The sequence below is a fragment of the Defluviimonas aquaemixtae genome (genome assembly GCF_900302475.1).
GTDB lineage: Bacteria > Pseudomonadota > Alphaproteobacteria > Rhodobacterales > Rhodobacteraceae > Albidovulum > Albidovulum aquaemixtae.
Map to the genome: position 1 here is coordinate 163,357 of NZ_OMOQ01000003.1, position 17,784 is coordinate 181,140.

Annotated in this window: 17 protein-coding genes; 13 read left to right on the forward strand and 4 right to left on the reverse strand. The window is 64.9% G+C overall.

Features of this window, described 5'->3' with window-relative positions; all coding sequences use genetic code 11:
- The first annotated feature begins 113 nt into the window (after positions 1 to 113).
- Both DEA8626_RS15850 and DEA8626_RS15855 read left to right on the forward strand, forming a co-directional pair.
- Positions 114 to 875, forward strand: coding sequence for a LytTR family DNA-binding domain-containing protein (locus DEA8626_RS15850; protein WP_245890911.1), 762 nt, complete (start codon positions 114 to 116; stop codon positions 873 to 875).
- Positions 876 to 1,425: 550 nt separating this feature from the next.
- Positions 1,426 to 1,818, forward strand: coding sequence for a DUF3775 domain-containing protein (locus tag DEA8626_RS15855; protein ID WP_108854651.1), 393 nt, complete (start codon positions 1,426 to 1,428; stop codon positions 1,816 to 1,818).
- 3 nt (positions 1,819 to 1,821) lie between these two features.
- On the opposite strand, the gene DEA8626_RS15860 is transcribed toward DEA8626_RS15855, so the two are convergent.
- From DEA8626_RS15860 to DEA8626_RS15875, 4 genes are read right to left on the reverse strand one after another with little or no spacing between them, the layout of a single operon-like run.
- Positions 1,822 to 2,952 (reverse strand): saccharopine dehydrogenase family protein, encoded by a 1,131-nt coding sequence (locus tag DEA8626_RS15860; protein ID WP_108854652.1) that lies wholly within the window; start codon positions 2,950 to 2,952, stop codon positions 1,822 to 1,824.
- A gap of 60 nt (positions 2,953 to 3,012) precedes the next feature.
- Positions 3,013 to 3,666, reverse strand: a complete 654-nt coding sequence (locus DEA8626_RS15865; RefSeq protein WP_108854220.1) for a histidine phosphatase family protein — start codon at positions 3,664 to 3,666, stop codon at positions 3,013 to 3,015.
- A 12-nt stretch (positions 3,667 to 3,678) separates the two neighbouring features.
- Positions 3,679 to 4,395 (reverse strand): response regulator transcription factor, encoded by a 717-nt coding sequence (locus tag DEA8626_RS15870; protein ID WP_108854221.1) that lies wholly within the window; start codon positions 4,393 to 4,395, stop codon positions 3,679 to 3,681.
- Positions 4,392 to 6,320, reverse strand: a complete 1,929-nt coding sequence (locus tag DEA8626_RS15875; protein WP_108854222.1) for a PAS-domain containing protein — start codon at positions 6,318 to 6,320, stop codon at positions 4,392 to 4,394. Before DEA8626_RS15875 ends, DEA8626_RS15870 begins: the two co-directional genes overlap by 4 nt.
- Before the next feature lie 234 nt (positions 6,321 to 6,554).
- On the opposite strand from DEA8626_RS15875, the gene DEA8626_RS15880 reads away from it, so the two are divergent.
- From DEA8626_RS15880 to DEA8626_RS15930, 11 genes are all read left to right on the forward strand, one after another.
- The gene (locus tag DEA8626_RS15880; protein ID WP_108854223.1) at positions 6,555 to 8,495 is read left to right on the forward strand and encodes a long-chain fatty acid--CoA ligase; all 1,941 of its coding nucleotides are present in this window, start codon (positions 6,555 to 6,557) and stop codon (positions 8,493 to 8,495) included.
- Positions 8,492 to 9,310 carry an ABC transporter ATP-binding protein gene (locus tag DEA8626_RS15885; RefSeq protein ID WP_108854224.1) on the forward strand — a complete coding sequence of 273 codons (819 nt, stop codon included), beginning with the start codon at positions 8,492 to 8,494 and terminating at the stop codon, positions 9,308 to 9,310. The genes DEA8626_RS15880 and DEA8626_RS15885 overlap by 4 nt, the downstream gene beginning before the upstream one ends.
- A gap of 80 nt (positions 9,311 to 9,390) precedes the next feature.
- Positions 9,391 to 10,377 (forward strand): branched-chain amino acid ABC transporter permease, encoded by a 987-nt coding sequence (locus DEA8626_RS15890; RefSeq protein ID WP_108854225.1) that lies wholly within the window; start codon positions 9,391 to 9,393, stop codon positions 10,375 to 10,377.
- Position 10,378: 1 nt separating this feature from the next.
- On the forward strand, positions 10,379 to 10,630 hold the full coding sequence (locus DEA8626_RS15895) for a hypothetical protein (RefSeq protein WP_108854226.1): 252 nt from the start codon (positions 10,379 to 10,381) through the stop codon (positions 10,628 to 10,630).
- Positions 10,627 to 11,001: a VOC family protein gene (locus tag DEA8626_RS15900; RefSeq protein ID WP_108854227.1), complete on the forward strand. Its 375-nt coding sequence runs from the start codon at positions 10,627 to 10,629 to the stop codon at positions 10,999 to 11,001. Before DEA8626_RS15895 ends, DEA8626_RS15900 begins: the two co-directional genes overlap by 4 nt.
- Positions 11,001 to 11,396: a DUF1801 domain-containing protein gene (locus DEA8626_RS15905; RefSeq protein ID WP_108854228.1), complete on the forward strand. Its 396-nt coding sequence runs from the start codon at positions 11,001 to 11,003 to the stop codon at positions 11,394 to 11,396. The genes DEA8626_RS15900 and DEA8626_RS15905 overlap by 1 nt, the downstream gene beginning before the upstream one ends.
- Positions 11,396 to 12,472, forward strand: coding sequence for a branched-chain amino acid ABC transporter permease (locus tag DEA8626_RS15910; RefSeq protein ID WP_108854229.1), 1,077 nt, complete (start codon positions 11,396 to 11,398; stop codon positions 12,470 to 12,472). Before DEA8626_RS15905 ends, DEA8626_RS15910 begins: the two co-directional genes overlap by 1 nt.
- A 74-nt stretch (positions 12,473 to 12,546) precedes the next feature.
- Positions 12,547 to 13,830, forward strand: coding sequence for an ABC transporter substrate-binding protein (locus tag DEA8626_RS15915; RefSeq protein WP_108854230.1), 1,284 nt, complete (start codon positions 12,547 to 12,549; stop codon positions 13,828 to 13,830).
- 71 nt (positions 13,831 to 13,901) lie between these two features.
- The gene (locus tag DEA8626_RS15920) at positions 13,902 to 14,723 is read left to right on the forward strand and encodes an ABC transporter ATP-binding protein (protein ID WP_108854231.1); all 822 of its coding nucleotides are present in this window, start codon (positions 13,902 to 13,904) and stop codon (positions 14,721 to 14,723) included.
- 14 nt (positions 14,724 to 14,737) lie between these two features.
- Complete coding sequence (locus DEA8626_RS15925) at positions 14,738 to 15,907, forward strand: phenylacetate--CoA ligase family protein (protein WP_108854653.1); 1,170 nt, start codon at positions 14,738 to 14,740, stop codon at positions 15,905 to 15,907.
- Positions 15,908 to 16,029: 122 nt separating this feature from the next.
- A complete protein-coding gene (locus DEA8626_RS15930) occupies positions 16,030 to 17,682 on the forward strand; it encodes a peptidoglycan-binding domain-containing protein (protein ID WP_108854232.1) in 1,653 nt (550 codons plus the stop codon).
- Positions 17,683 to 17,784 lie beyond the last annotated feature (102 nt).

The window sequence follows — 17,784 nt, forward strand, 5'->3', positions numbered from 1 at the left end:
GGCGGTTGTTTCGCTAAATCGGCCGGTGGTACAGTTCGCGAAGCGTGAACCGTACGGCTCCCTCCCGGCGGTCAGGGACGCTTCGGGGCGTCGAGAGCCTCGCATTGCGTTACGTGATCGCGATCCTTGTCACCGCCGCGCTGATGATCTGGCAGGCGGGGGACGCGGTACGCACGGGCGCGGAGTTCCGCGATCAGGCTGTGTTTTGGGGCGCGTCGGTCACGGTCGGCTGGCTGCAGATGATCCTCATCGCCCGCGGCGTGCGGTCTTCGTTCGGCACCGACCGCTATCCGGGCTGGGCGCTTCTGCTGGCCCAAGCGTTCATCGGTGCGGCGCCGCTGACCTTCGAGGTGCGCTGGCTGGTCGAGACGATCGTCGCCCCCGAGGCCGGGCTGCCCGCGCCGTGGGTGACCTATCTCAACATATCGGTGATCAACGTGGTGTTTTCACTGATCCAGTACGGGCTTATCGAGCGCTGGCCACTCTTCAGGCCGGAGATGGGCGATGCAGAGGGCGGGGCGATTGTCGATTCCGTCGGCGCGCGCCGAGGCGACATGCCGCCGACCGTGGGGATGCTTCGCCGCCCGCCCGAGGGGCTCTCGGGAGTGATCCGCTATCTGCAGATGGAGGATCACTACATGCGGGTCCATACCGACGAGGGCAGCGGCCTGGTCCTGCATCGGATGAGCGACGCGGTAGAGGATTTGGCGGACACCGACGGCAGGCAGGTTCACAAGTCCTGGTGGGTGTCACGCACCGCAGTCGAAGCGGTCCGCCTCCGGGGCCGCCGGCGCATTCTTGTCGCGACCGACGGGGCCGAGATCCCCGTGGGGCGGTCGTTCGAAAGGAAGCTGCGAGCGGCGGGATGGTTCTAGTTGGAAGTTCTCCCCTCTTGCCGGGTTGTTCGCACACGCCAGTCGGGCCGGGTCTTGCGCAGGCCGGACGTGTGACTCCGATCAGATATCGATGCGCCGCGAGGGCCAGGGGATGACATCCTGCCGCTTCGAACTTCTTCGTCCGCGAAGCGGATCAGCATCGTCCGCAGATATGTCGGAGACAAGAGGGGTGGAGATTTGCCCGCATACGCTCGCCGTTTCGTTCCGGACCCTCAGACCAACAGGCAAATGTATGTTATCACAAGGTAGTCCTCGATCCCGCGGTGCGAGATTCTTCGGCCGGGGCCCAAACGCTTCACGCCGCCGGGATCCAGCCTTCACTGTGCCTTGCAACGCCTGTGAACGGGCCAATATTTTCTGAAGAAGTGCATGGAACCAGGCATTTACAGTAGTTTGATCGTCGCTCTACGCGTGAAATGCAGGGAACCCGTGTCTCCGAAGGCATGGGCTTCACCGCTACCGCGCCATCATGACCAATTGCGGCGCGCCCCGGAGCGGGGCAATATCGAGTCGAGATATGGAGACCGCGATGCTTCAGATCGCCCCTGAAAAAGTCGCCCACGTTATAGTCCGCGCCCGCGAGCTTGACGCTAAGGTCAGCCCTTGGGATGCCTCCGGCGACGTCCGCGACGCCGACACGATCCTTGAGGCGCGGTCCGGCGACGCAACCGAGGCAGAACTGCGCGAGTTCATCGGAAACTTGAACGAGGACGAGCAGGCCAGCCTCGTCGCCGTGATGTGGATCGGACGCGAGACATTCGGCGCAGACGAACTCGAAGAGGCGATCGAAACCGCGCGCCTCGAAGCCACCTCCCCGACCGCCGACTACCTCATGGGAGAGCCGCTCTTGGCCGACCATTTGGAAAACGGTCTCGACGCGCTTGGAATCTCGGTCGAAGACGCTGAGAAGGGCATTCTCTGACTGCTACACATGCACTTTGAGTTGCATGTACTGCGCGAGGTGCTGAGTTTCGTCAAGCCACCGTTTCACCAGACGCAGGTCATGGGGCGCGCCGTGGAGCCCCACGGGGATTTCGCGCGCCATCACGGCCTCGACCGCAAGCGAGACGGTCCCCGATACAAGCCGAGCCATGGCCGAGCCGCGGACATCGCCCTCGGCGTCAAGAACCCAGGTCCGGTGCCAGACCGGCACGCCTGACCGTTCCGCCTTCAGCGACACGGCGAGCACTGCGCGGTCTGGCTCGTTCTCATCCAGGCGGTGTTTCTCCCACAGGTCGTCTGACAGCTCCTCGAGGCGCGCGTCGTCAGGCCCCTCCTCCAGTACGGTGAAGACCTCCTGCCATGCTTCCGCCCATCCGGAGAGCCGGAGAGTGCCGCGCACGAACTCCTTCACCTTCCAGGCGGGGTCGAAGCGGTACTCTGCCATATAAGGCAGGGAATCGCGGTTGGGGTAGACCTCGAATGCCTCGGGCAGACGAAGCGGTGCATCGTAGCGGCTGACTGCCCGCCACGGCCGGTGGACCCGCAGTTCGGAAAAATCGCGGATCGACCTCGCGGGCGCCATCAAGGCCCGAAGCACGCCAATGGGCGACCAAGAGAACTTGTAGCGGAAGGCGTTGGGCTGGGCGGGCAGGCCGCCGCAATACGAGGCCAAAGAAATGACGTTGGCTGGGCCGTAGGCGCGCGAGGCGCGATAGGCCGCGACGAGATCATGCGCCATTAGGTGATCGATGCCGGGATCGAGCCCGACCTCGTTCACGACCGCCACGCCGGCGCGGCGGGCGGGTTCGTCCAGTTCCCGCAGATCCGGTGTGATGTAGCTGGACGAGACGAAATGCACGCCGTGGGCGACACAATGGCGGGCGAGATCGGCATGCATCGTGGCCGGCAGCATCGAGACCACGATGTCGCCATGCTCGAGCGCGTCGTCGAGCGCGCCTGACTTCATCGCGCGGACGTCGTCGGTGATGTCGCCAACGGCCTCCACCGCCGCGTCGATCGGAAGGTTCCAGACGGTCACCGGATGGTTGGCGAGGATCAGCCGCCTGAGCCCGGGTCGCGCAGAGAGCCCTGTGCCGCACCAGTGAATCCGCATTGCCATCCGCCCTCGTCTGACACCGACCAGACTGCGGCGGCTGCGCGGCCTGCGCAAGCCTCAGTAGTGGGTGCGCGCCGCGTGACGGTCTGGATAGTCGAGATGCGGCGTGGCGCCGAACTGGTTGATATGCAGCACCCCACCGTGAAACTCGAACCTGTGGACGGACGTGTTCATCACTTTGAGGAACATCCTCGCCTTCATCACCGCTTCGAGCCCGAGTGCGAGTGCACAGAGCGTCGCGATTACGCCGGTCGAGGTGACGAGCACCGCGCCGGGCCCATCCTGGGCGGCATCCTCGAGCGCGCCCATCACGCGGGCACGGAAATCCTCGTAGCTTTCGTGGTCAGCCCCCGCGTTTCCCCTGCGCCACAAGTCGAGCACTTGCGGCACATGCGCGGCAAAGGCTTCCGGTGTGTCCGGGAACGGCAGACCCTCTCTTTCCTGAAGGGTGTGCGACAGGCCGAAGTAGTCGAGTTCGTTCAGCCGCCGATCGCTGTGATGGGGCCTGTCGTCCAAATTGAGGGCCGCAGCGGTTTCCTCCTGCCGCCGCAGCGTCCCAGAGACCACCCTGTCGAAGCCGCCCGTTTGCCGCAGATGCTCGCCCAGCCAGCGGGCCTGCTGATGGCCGAGCGGGGACAACCGGTCGTAGTCGATCTCGGTCCGCGCGCCGGAATTGGCCTGCCCGTGGCGGATCAGTGTTAGTTTGGTCATGCGCCCTATCTGTCAGTCCCAGCTAACGTCGCCAAGGAATATGTAGCCTGCGCCGTAGATCGTCTTGATGAGGCGCGGGTTCTTCGGGTCCTCGCCGAGTTTGGTTCTCAGCCGCGAGATGCGCACGTCCATCGCGCGGTCGAAGCTGTCGCCCGCCGCACCGCCGAGCGATTCCTGCATCTGGGCACGCGAGATTAGCCGCTTGGGGCTTTCGAGAAACAGCCGGAGCACCTCGCCCTCGGCGTGGGAAAACGCGACCTCTTCGCCCGTTTCGTTGACCAGCAGATAGCGGTCGAAATGCGCCGTCCAGCCCGCGAAACGAGCGGTCTGGGCGGCGCGGTCGGTCTCGGGGCGGCCTTTGCGCAGCCGGGCGCGGATGCGGGCGACGACCTCGGCCGGATCGAAGGGCTTGATGATGTAGTCGTCCGCCCCCAGTTCCAGCCCCGTTACGCGGTCCTGCACCTGCGCGCGGCCAGAGATGATAATGATCGCGGCGCCTGATTCCAGTGCCAGCCGGTGGACGAGCGCCAGCCCGTCACGGTCTGGCAGGCCCAGGTCGACGAGACACACATCCGGCGCGGTACGCTTCAGTGCGGCCTCGAATTCGGTCGCGCGCGCATAGCATGAGGTGCGGAACCCCGCTTCCTCAAGCGTGTCCGACAACATGCGACGGATCTCAGGCTCGTCGTCGAGGATGGCGACATGGGCGCGGCTATCGGAGTGGGTCATGCCGCCTCCCTCAGCGCGAGAAAGGCGCCAAGTTCATCCGTCGTGAAGGGCTTGGTGAGGATCGGGGTCGAGCCGGCCATCGCGCGAAGCGCGTCGCCAGGCGGCAGCGACGTCATCAGGCAAAGCCGCGCCGGGTGCCGGGCGGCGGCCAGTTTGAGCAGGAACTCCACGCCGTTCTGCGCGCCCGGCAGGCCGATGTCGGACAGGATCAGGCCAAGGCCGGGAAGGTCGGCGAGCTCGCGCGCCTCCTCGATGCTTGCGGCCTCGATGACGCTGTGGCCGAGCGTGCGGAGCATCTCGCGCACGTCGGCGCGGATCTCGTCGCTGTCCTCGACGAGCAGGACGAGAAGCGGCTGCGCAGGCGCCTCTCCAACCGTCCGAAGCGGCAGGCGCAGCGTAACCGATGCGCCGCCTTCGGGCCGATTGGACAGTTTGACCGTGCCACCCATCATCTTCACGTGGTCGTAGACCATGGTCAGGCCGAGGCCGGACCCTTCGCCCCCCTTCGTCGTGAAGAACGGATCGAGCCCGTGATCCAGCGCCTCGGGCGAAAAGCCTCCGCCGGTATCCGCGACGCTGAGCTCCAACCAGGTGTCGCGGACCGGCCGGACAGTGATCGTGATCCGCCCCGCGCGGCCGCCGATCGAGTCGCGCGCATTCAGCACGAGATTGAGGAGCGCATCGTGAAGCGACCCCGCATCGACGAGCACCGGAGCGTCGAATCCCGCCGTCAGGATGTCGAGCCCGATTCCCTCGGGCAGCGAGGGCACCGCCATGATCCGCAACTCCTCGAGAAGCGCCGGCAGATCGGTCGGCGTCGGCCGCATTTCGCGCGAACCGGATATCGCGGCGATCCGGTCGAGAAGGTGGCCGCCGCGCCGCGCCGCGGCGAGCGTCGTGCGCGCCAGTTCGGCGGCGTCGGGCGGCAGATCGGCCATCCGCTTGAGCCGCCCCTGAAGCCCAAGGATGATCGTCAGGAGGTTCGCGAAGTCATGCGCGAGGCCCGAGGTGAGCTGCGCCGCCAGTTCACGCTTGGCGGTTTGCGTCAGGGCCGCGCGGGCCTGCGCCTCTTCAGTCACATCCATCGAAAGGATGTAGACGCCCTGCACCTCGTCCGCGCTGTCACGGCCCGGCGTGAGCGCGATGCGAATCCGCCGGCCGGACGCGTCATGCGTGATTTCGAAGACATTCGCGCGGCCCTCGAGCGCGCGGGCCAGGCCGGGCTCGATCTTGGCGAAGGTCTCCGACCCGAGCGCCTCGGGCACCTTGCGGCCGACGATATCCGACAGGCTGCCGGGCATCACGGCGGACAGGCGGCGGTTGGAATAGGTGTAGACGAGGTCCATGCCGACATGGGCGATATGGGCGGGCATCATCTCGGTCACGAGGCGGGTCCGCGCCTCCATCTCGGTCAGTTCGCGCTTGGCCTCCTCTAGCGCTGCATTGGTGGCCGCAAGCTCCCGGTTAGCTTGCGCGAGCCGTTCGGCATGGGTCAGGAGTTCCTCCGACAATTCCTCCGATCGGCCGCGCAGCAGCGCCTCCTGCGCCTTGATGGCAGTGATGTCGGTGTAGACGGCCACCCAGCCGCCCTGCTGCAGAGGGGAGCCCTCGACCGAGATCGTCCGACCGTTCGGGCGCGTGCGCTCCATATAGTGCGGCTGGAAGGTGCGGGCCTGCTCGACGCGCACTCGCACCGCCTCGTCCGGGTCGGGGGCGCTGCCGTACTCACCGCGCTCGACAAGAAAGCGGATCGTGTCTTCGAACGATGCGCCGGGCGTCACGAGCCATTCGGGCAGGTCGAACATCTCTTGAAAGCGCCGGTTGCAGACCGCGAGCTTCAGGTCGCGGTCGTAGATCGACAGCGCCTGCTGAATGAGGTTCAGCCCCGCCTGCGTCATCTTGGCGCGTGTGTTGTTCCGCTCCATCGGCGCGGCTCCTGTTTCTTTTATCGCTACACCTCCGATCACGAGCGGAAAAGGGGCAAGGGTTTCCTGTTACAATTCGAAAGGATTGCGAAAAAGTCAGGTAATCTTTGGTCGCCATGCCAGACATCGGAACGCTGGAGGCGGCGGCGACACGGTCGTCGCGATCAGAAGAAGCGCCACAACAGCCGGCGCGGGGGAGGATAACCGGTGGCACCGACCGCGACGACGGGGGAAATGCAGTCGATACCTGCGCTGCTTGAGCGCAACGCGGCGCGATGGGGTGCTCTGCCCGCCTATCGCGAGAAGGAATTCGGGATCTGGCAAAGCTGGACCTGGGCGGAGACCGCCGAAGAGATCCGCGCCATCGGGCTGGGGCTGCTCACTCTCGGAATCGAGCGCGGCGACCATGTCGCGATCATCGGTCGCAACCGGCCTGCGCTCTATTGGTCAATGGTGGCTGCGCAGATGTGCGGGGCGGTGCCAGTGCCGCTCTATCAAGACGCGGTTGCCGACGAGATGGCCTATGTGCTCGAACACTGCGGCGCGCGCTTTGTCATCGCCGGCGATCAGGAGCAGGTCGACAAGGTTTTGGAGGTGGAGGACCGGGTCAAGGGCATTCACCACATTGCCTATCTCGACAAGCGGGGGATGCGGAAATACGACCACAGCCGGATGAACGCGCTCGACGATATCGCGGCCGAGGGGCGCGCGGCGGCGCAGCGCGTGGGGTCCGAGCTCGACCAGCGGATCGCCGAGCTGACCTGCGACCATACCTGCGTGATGCTCTATACGAGCGGAACCACCGGCAAGCCCAAGGGTGTGGTGCTTTCCAACCGCAACATCATCGAGACTTCGAAGAATTCGGCCGAATTCGACCATCTTAAGCGCGGCGACGAAGTGCTTGCCTATCTGCCCATGGCTTGGGTCGGCGACTTCATCTTCTCGATTGGGCAGGCATTCTGGACCGGCTTCACCGTGAACTGCCCCGAAAACGCTTCGACCATGATGACCGACCTGCGCGAAATCGGGCCGACCTATTTCTTCGCCCCGCCCCGCGTCTTCGAGGGCCAGCTCACGACAGTCATGATCCGGATGGAGGATGCCGGGCGCTTCAAGAAGTGGCTGTTCGACCACTACATGGATGTTGCGCGCCGCGTTGGCCCCGCTATCCTCGACGGCAAGCCGGTCTCGGCGATGGACCGCTTCCGCTATTGGCTCGGTAACCTGCTCGTCTACGGCCCGCTGAAGAACACGCTCGGCTTTTCGCGCATCCGCGTCGGGTACACGGCGGGCGAAGCGATTGGGCCCGAGATTTTCGATTTCTACCGCTCGCTCGGGATAAACCTGAAGCAGCTTTACGGCCAGACCGAGGCGTCGGTCTTCATCACCCAGCAGCCCGATGGCGAGGTGCGGTCTGATACCGTCGGCGTTCCGTCACCGGGCGTCGAAGTGAAGATCGCCGACAATGGAGAGGTCTTCTACCGCTCGCCCGGCACTTTCGTGAATTACTACAAGAACCCCGAGTCGACTGCCTCGACCAAGGACGCGGAAGGCTGGGTCGCGACGGGCGACGCCGGGTTCTTCGACGAGACGAACGGGCATCTGAGGATCATCGACCGCGCCAAGGACGTGGGCAAGATGGCCGACGGCACGCTGTTCGCGCCGAAATACGTGGAGAACAAGCTTAAGTTTTACCCCAACATCCTCGAGGCCGTGGTCTTCGGTGCGGACCGGACCATGTGCACCGTGTTCATCAACATCGACCTGACAGCGGTCGGCAACTGGGCCGAGCGCAACAACATTGCCTACGCCTCGTACCAGGAGCTCAGCCAGCATCCGAAGGTGGGCGCGATGATCCAGGAGCACGTGGAAGAGGTGAACCGTTCGGTCGCGGCGGACCCGATGCTGTCGGGCTGCCAGATCCACCGCTTCCTGATCCTGCACAAGGAACTCGATGCCGACGACGGGGAACTCACGCGCACCCGCAAGGTCCGCCGCAACATCATCGCCGAGAAGTTCGCCGAGCTGATCGACGCGCTCTATGGCGGCAAGGATGAGATCTATACCGAGACAGAGGTCACTTATGAGGACGGCCGCAAGGGCAAGATCGCGGCCACACTGACCATCCGCGACGCAAAGGTCGAGCCGGTCCAGCAGAGGATGGCGGCTGAATGAAGGACATGAGCGAAGGCTACACCACCGCCGATGGCCGCAGGATCGGCGGCGTGCTGATGGAGATGAAGAACATCACGCTGCGCTTCGGCGGAGTCGAGGCGATCAAGGACATCTCGTTCGACATCCGCGACGGCGAGATCCGCGCGATCATCGGGCCGAACGGGGCGGGCAAGTCCTCGATGCTGAATGTCATCTCGGGCTTTTACGTGCCTCAGGAGGGCGAGGTCTGGTTCAAGGGCTACCGGCGCGGGCCGATGAAACCCTACAGGGTCGCCCGCCTCGGCATCGCCCGCACGTTCCAGAACATCGCGCTCTTCGACGGGATGAGCGTTCTCGACAACATCATGACCGGGCGTCTCACACTGATGAAATCGGGTCTGCTCAGCCAGGCGATTTGGTGGGGCGCAGCCCAGAGGGAAGAGACCGAGCATCGTGAAAAAGTCGAGAAAATCATCGACTTCCTCGAAATCCAGCCGATCCGCAAGACACCGGTTGGACGGCTCCCTTACGGGCTCAAAAAGCGCGTCGAACTGGCCCGCGCGCTCGCTGCGGAGCCGAAGCTCTTGCTTCTCGACGAACCCATGGCGGGCATGAATGTCGAGGAAAAGGAGGACATGTCGCGCTTCATCCTCGACGTGAACGACGAGTTCAGCACGACGATCGCGCTGATCGAGCATGACATGGGCGTCGTCATGGACCTCTCGGACCGGGTCGTGGTGATGGATTACGGCAAGAAGATCGGCGACGGCACGCCCGACGAGGTTAGGAACAACCAAGAGGTCATCGACGCCTATCTGGGGGTCGCCCATGACTGACCGCATCCGTCCCGCATCCGTCGGGCATCCGTCCCGACAGCGTCCCGACACCCGCCCCGCCCGGACCATGGAGGCCCGCGATGCCTGATCAGATGCTTTTCGCGATGGAGGTCACGCTGAACGGCCTCATGGCCGGGGTGATGTATTCGCTCGTCGCCTTGGGCTTCGTCCTGATCTTCAAGGCCTCCGGCATCTTCAACTATGCCCAAGGGGTGCTCGCGCTCTTCGCCGCCCTCACGCTCGTCGGGCTGCAGGAAGGCCAGGTGCCCTTCGCCCATCTCATCAATGCGGTTTTCGGCACCAACCTGCATCACTTCGGCTGGCATCTGCCGGCCATCGTCGCGATCGCTTTGACCGCGGGCGTGATGATCGTACTCGCGATCATAATCGAGAAGTTCGTCCTCAAGCACCTCGTCAACCAGGAACCGATCATCCTCTTCATGGCGACGATCGGGCTAGCCTATTTCCTCGAAGGGCTCGGCGACATCATGTGGGGCGCCGACATCAAGACGCTCAACGTCGGCCTGCCGCAAGGGATCAACGAGACGATCGATGCCGTGACCTACGAGGCGCTCGGCTACGGCTTCTTTATCGACAATCTCGACATCGTGGCGACGGTGGTCGCCGCACTCCTTGTCCTGTCGCTCACGCTCTTCTCGCAGTTTACAAAGTATGGACGTGCGCTGCGCGCGGTGGCCGACGATCACCAGGCGGCATTGTCGGTCGGCATCTCGCTCCGGTTCATCTGGGTCATGGTCTGGTCGATCGCCGGGATCGTGGCGCTCGTCGCAGGTATCATGTGGGGCGCGAAATCGGGCGTGCAGTTCTCGCTGTCGCTGATCGCGCTCAAGGCGTTGCCGGTCCTCATGCTCGGCGGCTTCACCTCGATCCCCGGCGCGATCGTCGGCGGGCTGATCATCGGTGTGGGCGAGAAGCTTTTCGAGTTCACAATCGGCCCGATGATCGGCGGCGCGACCGAAAACTGGTTCGCCTATGTCCTCGCGCTTCTCTTCCTCGTCTTCCGGCCGCAGGGCCTGTTCGGCGAGAAGATCATCGAGAGGGTGTGACGTGGCCAAGCTGATCGCCATCCTGAACGTCATCGCCTGGTCGGGCTTCTGGGCCTTCGGCTATCTCGCGCTGACGAGCGGGGCGGGCGGCGGCCATCACGTGACCGTCGCGTTTGTTCTTGCCGCGCTAGGCGCGGCCATCGGGATTGTCGCGTGGCTCTGGCTGGTCCGGCATTCCGAGGCCACGGGCTATGCCAAGCGCGCGAACCAGGTGCCGCGCGAGCACCACCGCGACTACGGGGGCGAGACATGAGCCACAAGTCCCGCATCGGCGTCGTCTGCATTGACTGCAAGACGGAAGACCTGACGGAAGCCGCCGCCTACTGGTCGGGAATGCTTGGCATGAAGGGCGAGGTCGACGAGCGCGGCAAGTACGCGGCCTTCGACGGCCACAAGGGCTATCCGCGCGTGCTGTTGCAGGCGGTCGATCACGAGCCGCGCGTGCATCTCGATATCGAGACGGATGACATGGAGGCCGAATGCGCGCGGCTGAAGGCGTTGGGCGCGACGGAAGTGGCGCGGATCCGGACCTGGATCGTGATGGAGGCGCCGACCGGGCACCGGTTCTGCCTGGTCCGGCCGCAGGGCGACGACTTCCCGGGCGATGCGAGGGAGTTCGGGTGATGAGCGGTCAGGTCGGAAGCGATGCGTTCAGGCAGATATTCGACGGGCGCGACTCTGGTGTTGTCGCGGTAGGCGCCGCGCTCGACCGGCGCGTTCTGGCGGCGCATCCGCAAAGCACCATTGTCGCCTATCCGGGCTACGACGCGGTCAGCTACGGGTTCGGCGCCAGGAAGAACAGCGATGCCTATCTGTACCTGATGCCGCAAAAGGGCCGCTGCAACCTCGGTTTCTACCGGGGAAGCGCGCTCGCGGACCCGGAGGGCTTGCTGGAGGGGAGCGGCAAGGATTTGCGGCATGCGAAGGTCCGCGACATAGCGACCGCCAACGGCGCGGCGGTGGGCGACCTGATCCATGCGGCGATAGATGAGCGCAGAGAAGCGCTGGGAGGGAACTGATGTTCTACCGCGAGGCAGGCGACTTCAAGACGAGCTATGTCGAGGACAGCCAGACCTTCCCGATCAAGTTCGACCGGTGGCGCTACTACGCGATCCTTGCCGTCGCATTCGGGGTCGTGCCGTTCCTGATCAACGACTACTGGGCCAACGCGGTCTTCGTGCCGTTCCTGATCTACGCGATCGCGGCCTTGGGGCTAAACATCCTCACCGGATATTGCGGGCAGGTGTCGCTCGGCACTGGGGGATTCATGGCCGTGGGGGCCTATGCCTGCTACAAGCTGATGACGGCCTTTCCCGAGGTCTCGATCATGATCCACGTCCTCTTGGCGGGCGGGATCACGGCGGGGGTCGGGCTTCTCTTCGGGCTGCCGTCCTTGAGGATCAAGGGCTTCTACCTCGCAGTCGCGACGCTCGCCGCGCAGTTCTTCCTTGTCTGGCTCTTCAACAAGGTGCCGTGGTTCTACAACTACTCCGCCTCGGGCCAGATCTCGGCGCCCGAACGCACGATCCTCGGCCAGGCGGTGACGGGGGCGAACACGACGGCGGCGGCGAAGTATCTCTTCTGCCTCGTCATCCTCGTCGGGCTCGCCTGGCTGGCGCGGAACCTCACGCGCGGGACCATCGGCCGCAAGTGGATGGCGATCCGCGACATGGACATCGCGGCCGAGATCATCGGGGTGAACCCGCTGACGACGAAGCTCTCGGCCTTCGCGATCTCGTCCTTCTATATCGGCGTCGCGGGGGCCTTGTTCTTCTCGGTCTATCTCGGCGCTGTCGAGGTGACGGAGGCGTTCGGCATCCAGAAGTCGTTCCTCGTTCTCTTCATGATCATCATCGGGGGGCTTGGCTCGATCTTCGGGAGCTTCGCGGGGGCGGCCTTTCTGGTCCTCTTGCCGGTGTTTCTGAAGAACGTCCTCGTCGGCCAGCTCGGCTGGGCGACCGATCTTGCGGCGCATATCGAGCTTATCATCGTCGGCGGCCTGATCGTCGGCTTCCTGATCGCCGAGCCGCACGGGCTGAACCAGCTCTGGCGGCTCGCGAAGGAAAAACTCCGGCTCTGGCCCTTCCCGCATTGAGGGGCCGCCCAACAGTCAAGACCGGCATGAGGCCGGCGATCTCAGAACGCGTAACCCTTGGGAGGAGACCCAGAATGAAGAAGACACTCGCAACCCTTGTGGCGCTCGCCATCGGTGCGGCGACACCCGCAGCGGCGGATCTCGTGCTGCCGTCGCTCAGCTACCGGACCGGGCCCTACGCTCCAGGCGGTATCCCCTTCGCGGACGGCTACGCCGACTACTTCACGCTTTTGAACGAGCGCGACGGCGGCATCGGCGGTGAGAAGATCGTGGTGAGCGAATGCGAGACGGCCTACAACACCGAAAAGGGCGTGGAATGCTACGAGGCCACGAAGGGCACGGGCGCGCTGATCTATCAGCCGCTGTCGACCGGCATCACCTATCAGCTGATCCCGAAGGTCTCGGCCGACAAGATCCCGCTGCACACGATGGGCTACGGCCGCACCTCGGCGGCGAACGGCAAGATTTTCGAGTGGGTCTTCAACTACCCGGCCAACTACTGGGACGGCGCCTCGGTGGCGATCAAGTATCTGCTGGACGAGAATGGCGGCAGTCTCGAGGGCAAGAAGATCGCACTCGTCTACCACAACTCCGCCTACGGCAAGGAGCCGATCCGCACGCTTCAGGAGCTGGCCAAGAAGCACAGCTACGAGCTGGTCGAAATCCCGGTCGACCATCCGGGACAGGAACAGAAGAGCCAGTGGCTGCAGATCCGCCGTGACAAGCCGGACCACGTGCTGATGTGGGGCTGGGGCGTGATGAACGCCGTCGCGATCCAGGAGGCCGCGAACATCCGCTATCCGATGGAGAATTTCATCGGCGTCTGGTGGTCGGGGTCCGAGAATGACGTGTTGCCGGCGGGCGACGGCGCCAACGGCTACAAGTCCCTCGCAATGCACGGCACGGGCATGGACTACCCTGTCTATGAGGACATCCAGAAATACGTGATCGACGCGGGCAAGGCGGCCGGCGCGGGCGACCAGGTGGGATCGGTGCTCTATTCACGCGGGATGTACGCGGCGGTGCTTGCCGCCGAGGCGATCCGCAAGGCGCAGGAGCTGTCCGGTGCCTCGGCCATCACTGCGGCGCAAATGCGTGACGGGATGGAAGCGCTGGAAATCACCGAGGAGCGGATGGTCGAACTGGGCCTGCCGAACTTCGGCCAGCCCTTCAAGGTGAGCTGCGAAGATCACGGCGGCCCCGGCGCGGGGATGATCCAGCAATGGGACGCATCGGCCAAGAAGTGGAACCTGCTGACCGGTTTCATCGCGCCGGATGACGAGGTCATCCAGCCGCTGGTGATGGAGGATTCCATGGCGTTCGCAGCGGAAAACAACATTGCCGAACGCTGCAACTGAGCGCCAATCATCTCTTCCCCGGCCCGACCAGGGCCGGGGTCCATTGGATCAATTCTGAGTGGGGATACCCCATGCTCGACGCCGGAAAGACCCAAGAGACGCTTCTCGAGGTCAACAACATTGAGGTGATCTACAACCACGTGATCCTCGTCCTGAAGGGCGTCAGCCTCAACGTTCCGAAGGGCGGCATCACCGCGCTTCTGGGCGGCAACGGCGCGGGCAAGACGACGACCCTCAAGGCGATCTCGAACCTTCTCCATTCTGAGCGCGGCGAGGTCACCAAGGGCTCGATCACCTATCGCGGCGAGCGAGTGCAGAATCTCGACCCTTCGGCGCTCGTGAAGAAAGGCGTGATCCAGGTGATGGAGGGGCGTCATTGTTTCGAACACCTGACGGTCGAGGAGAATCTGCTGACCGGCGCCTATACGCGGAGCGACAAGCGCGCGATCGAGACCGATCTGGAGATGGTCTATTCCTATTTTCCGCGCCTGAAGGAGCGCCGCAAATCTCAGGCGGGCTACACCTCGGGCGGCGAGCAGCAGATGTGCGCGATCGGCCGGGCGCTGATGTCCAAGCCCGAGACGATCCTTCTCGACGAACCCTCGATGGGCCTCGCGCCGCAGCTGGTGGAGGAGATCTTCACGATCGTGAAGAACCTCAACGAGCAGGAGGGCGTGACCTTCCTTCTGGCCGAGCAGAACACCAATGTCGCGCTGCGCTTCGCACATCACGGCTACATCCTCGAATCCGGCCGCGTCGTGATGGACGGGCCCGCGCGGGAGTTGCGCGAGAACCAGGACGTGAAGGAATTCTATCTCGGCATGTCGGACGAGGGCCGCAGGTCGTTCCGCGACGTTCGCAGCTATCGCCGCCGGAAGCGGTGGCTGTCGTGATGAAGGATCTGGACATGGCGCATTTCGACGCACTCGAAACCCGTTCCGCTGACGAACGCGCGAGCGCGCAGCTTGCCGCGCTGAACGTCCGACTCTCGGCGAACGGGTTTGGGCCGGTCGAGGCGTTGGCCGATCTGTCCTCGCTGCCGGTTCTCAGGAAATCCGACCTCGCCCGGCGGCAGAAGGGAGAGCCGCCCTTCGGCGGGTTGCCGGTGTCGAACGCCGCCCATGTTTTCCAGTCGCCCGGACCGATCTACGAGCCGGGCGGCGTCAGCCACGACTGGTGGCGCATGGGCCGCTTCCTCCATGCCTGTGGCGTGGGCAAGAGCGACATCGTGCAGAACTGCTTTGGCTATCACCTGACGCCGGCCGGCATGATCTTCGAGAACGGCGCGCGGGCGGTGGGCGCAACCGTGTTGCCGGCCGGGACGGGTCAGACCGATCTTCAGGTCCGCGCGGCGTCCGATATCGGCACGACCGCCTATGCGGGGACGCCCGATTACCTGAAGGTGATCCTCGACCGCGCAGAGGAGATGGGCGAGAAGCTGAGGATCACCAAGGCGGCGGTCGGCGGCGGGGCCTTGTTCCCGAGCTTGCGCAAGGAATATGCCGACCGCGGCATCGCCTGCCTGCAATGCTACGCGACCGCCGATCTGGGCAACATCTCCTACGAGAGCCCGGCGATGGAGGGCATGATCGTCGACGAGGGCGTGATCGTCGAGGTCGTCCGCCCCGGCACGGGCGACCCGGTGCCCGAGGGCGAGGTCGGCGAGGTCGTGGTCACGACGCTCAATCCCGACTATCCGCTGATCCGGTTCGCCACGGGCGATCTGTCCGCCGTAATGACTGGCCAGTCGCCTTGCGGGCGCACCAACATGCGCATCAAGGGCTGGATGGGCCGCGCGGACCAGACGACGAAGATCAAGGGCATGTTCGTCCGCCCCGAGCAGGTCGCCGATTTCGTCGCCCGCCATGCCGAGATTGCCCGAGCCCGCGTGGTCGCCACGCGCGAGGGCGAAATGGATGTGATGACCGTCCGGATCGAGGCGCCGCAGGGGGAGCCTGAGCGCTACGAAGGTTCCGTCGTGGCCGTTCTGAAGCTCAAGGGCCGGGTGGAGATCGTGCCGCCGGGGAGCCTACCCAATGACGGCAAGGTCATCGACGACCAGCGCGTCTACGACTGACGGCCTCTCGGTCGCGCATTTCGGGGGCTGACGTAAGGGATTTTCGGCTTGCAGGGAACTGTGATGGGATAACAGCGGTTCGTGTTCTAGTCTGCCACCGAGACGAGAACGGGAGTCTGTCCATGATCCGCATGAGTTTGACCGCCATCGCCGCGATTTGCGCGACGACCGCTTTCGCGCAGGACGCGGCGCTGGTGATCGGCAACGAGAACTACCGCAATGCCTCGGATATCTCGCGGGCCGACAATGCGCTGGATGCCGTCGACGCATTGGAGACCGCCGGGTTCGCCACGGTGAAAGGCAGCGACCTGCCTGCCGAGCAGCTGCGAGAACTGTTGGCGCAGCACTACGACGGCACGGAAGAGCCGGGCCGCAGCTTGATCCTTGCTGCTGGGCATTTCGTCCATGCGGGCAAGGAGACGTGGCTGCTCGGCACCGATGCCGACGAGCCGTCGCTCGCGACGGTCGATGCCGCCGGCATTCCGCTTTCGACACTTCTCGCGATCGCCGCCGAGCGGCCGGGCGGGGCGCTCGTCCTTCTCGGCACCGAGGAGCGGCGGATCGCGCTTGGCCGGGGGCTTTTGGCGGGCATCGGGAACCTCGACGTCCCGCAGGGTGTGACGGTCATTTTCGGCGATGCCGCGACGGTCGCGGATTTCGCCGCCGAGGTCGTGGTCGAGCGCGGCCTGACGGCAGCCGACCTCGCCATCCGGGCGGAGGACGAGGATCTGGTGGCGGCGGGCTTTATGGGCGGCGCCTTGCCGTTTCTACCGGCCGACGGGGCGGAGGCGCCGCCGCGTCCGGAGGACAACGCTTCGGCTGAGCGCACATTGTGGGAGGTGACGCAGGCGATCGGCACGAAGCGGGCTTATGAGACATATCTCAGCCGTTACCCGAGAGGGATCTACGCCGCGGCGGCGCGCAATGCGATCGCGGATGCGGAGGCGGCGACGTCCGATCCGGTCGCCCGCGCCCGCGCCGCCGAGGAGGCGCTGAGCCTCACCCGGGATCAGCGCCGTCAGGTCCAGCGCGACCTGTCGATCCTCGACATCGATCCAAGGGGCATAGACGGCGTGTTCGGCCCCGGCTCGCGCAGCGCGATTTCGGCTTGGCAGAGGCGGAACGGGCACGAGGCGACGGGCTTCATCACGGGCCCGCAGAGGGCTGCGCTGGCCGCGCAGGCCGAGGACCGCGCCGCCGAGCTGGAGGTCGAGGCGGCTGAACGCAAGGCCACGCAGGACCGCCAGGACAGGCTTTACTGGGAGCAAACCGGGGCGGCGGGCGACGAGGCCGGGCTGCGCGCCTATCTGAAGCGCCACCCCGATGGGCTCTATGCCGAGACGGCGCAGGAAAGGCTTTCCGTTTTCGATCGACGCAGGCGCGCCGAGGCCGAGGAGACGGACAGAATAGCGTGGGAGACCGCGCTGAAGTACAACACGCCGAAAATCTACCAAAACTACATCGACGCGCATCCGGACGGCGCATTCGTCGATGAAGCACGGCGCAGGATCGCCGCCGCGAATGAGACCGACGAGGACTCGGCGGCGCGCCAGCAGGCCGCACAGGTCGAGAAGGCGCTCGGGCTCAATCCGGTGATGCTCTCGCTTGTCGAGCAGCGCCTTACCGCGCTCGGGCTGAACCCCGGCAAGGCGGATGGCAACTTCGACGCGGACACGCGCCGGGCGATCCGTCGCTACCAGCAGGCGCGCGGTCTGCCGGTGACGGGCTTTCTCAGCCAGCAGACAGTTGCGCGGCTTCTGGTGGATTCACTCTGACTGGGGTGGAACTCTGCCGCGGCACGCCACGGGGCACATCGTTAGCCACACGAACGACGAAAGGCCGCCGGACTAGCCGGCGGCCCTTCGTCGTTCGTTGGC